This window comes from Paracoccus salipaludis (assembly GCF_002287065.1).
Classification (GTDB): domain Bacteria; phylum Pseudomonadota; class Alphaproteobacteria; order Rhodobacterales; family Rhodobacteraceae; genus Paracoccus; species Paracoccus salipaludis.
Genome location: NZ_NSJZ01000080.1, coordinates 1 through 988, shown reverse-complemented (window position 1 = coordinate 988; position 988 = coordinate 1). Strand labels below are relative to the sequence as shown.

Annotated in this window: 2 protein-coding genes; both read left to right on the top strand. The window is 66.6% G+C overall.

What is annotated here, in order from left to right:
* Window positions 1-679 (top strand): phage portal protein (locus tag CK240_RS17625; protein WP_135058938.1); only part of this gene is annotated, 679 nt, incomplete at its 5' end.
* Window positions 669-854, top strand: coding sequence for a hypothetical protein (locus CK240_RS17620; protein ID WP_095641547.1), 186 nt, complete (start codon window positions 669-671; stop codon window positions 852-854). The genes CK240_RS17625 and CK240_RS17620, both read left to right, overlap by 11 nt.
* The last annotated feature ends 134 nt before the right edge of the window (window positions 855-988 follow it).

Here is a 988-nt window from a genome sequence, read left to right as displayed (position 1 = left end):
GAGCCGCCTGGCGCGGGCCCGTGAGACCTTCAACACGGCAATGGCGGTGGAACGGTTCTCAGGGGCAATCTACCGCAACGGCGCCAAGATGAGCGGGTTCGTGGCGCATCCCGAGACCATCGGACCCGAGGCGGCGAAGACCCTCAGCGACAGCCTGAATAGCCTCTACGGCGGCACCGCCAACGCTGGCCGCATCGGGGTGCTCGAGGAAGGCATGACCTGGCACGCCCTCAGCGTGAGCCCGGAAGACGCCCAGATGCTCGAGAGCCGCAGGTTCTCAGTCGAGCAAATCGCGCGCATGTTCCGGGTGCCCCCGCCGATCCTGGGCGACCTCAGCAACGGCAGCTACAATAACGTCACCGAGCTGGGCCGCTGGTTCGCCGGGCACACGATCCGCCCGTGGCTGGTCCGCTGGGAAAAGTGCATCACCCGCGCCCTGTTCTCGACCGAGGGGCGCCGCGACCACGCGGTTGCCTTCGACATGGACGAGCTGTTGCGCGGCGACATGCTGCAACGGTTCCAAGCCTACCGCATCGGCCGAGAAATCGGGGTTTACAACGCCAACGAGCTGCGCGGCTTCGAGGGGATGAACCCCCGCCGCGATCCGGCGGCGACCGAGTTCCTGAGCCCGTTGAACATGCAACCCGAGCAGACAGGGGCGCCGAAAGATGGAAGCTGACGAGTTCCGCGCGGACTACATCACCGAGGCCCGCACCTTCATCACGCCCGACCCTAAGCAGGTGGTGTGGCGCGTGAAGACGGCGGCCGGTGACGAGTTCAATTTCATTCTCGCCCCGGAAGACTTGGGGCGCCTGGGAAAGCAGATGCAGGCCGACGCGCGGCTGCTGAAATAGGGCCGGGATGCGCCCTGCGGGTTTGTTCAGCCGCGAAGCATCTGGGATTAGACGGTGAGTGCCCGGCCCTTGGGAGCCTCAACCCCGTCACGGCGCGGCCGGGTTCCTTCATACCGGCGCGGCGCAGGCTGGCA

What these genes read in the sequence shown, in the direction of transcription:
- CK240_RS17620 (WP_095641547.1), top strand. Translation starts at nt 669, where the DNA reads ATGGAAGCTGACGAGTTCCGCGCGGACTACATCACCGAGGCCCGCACC.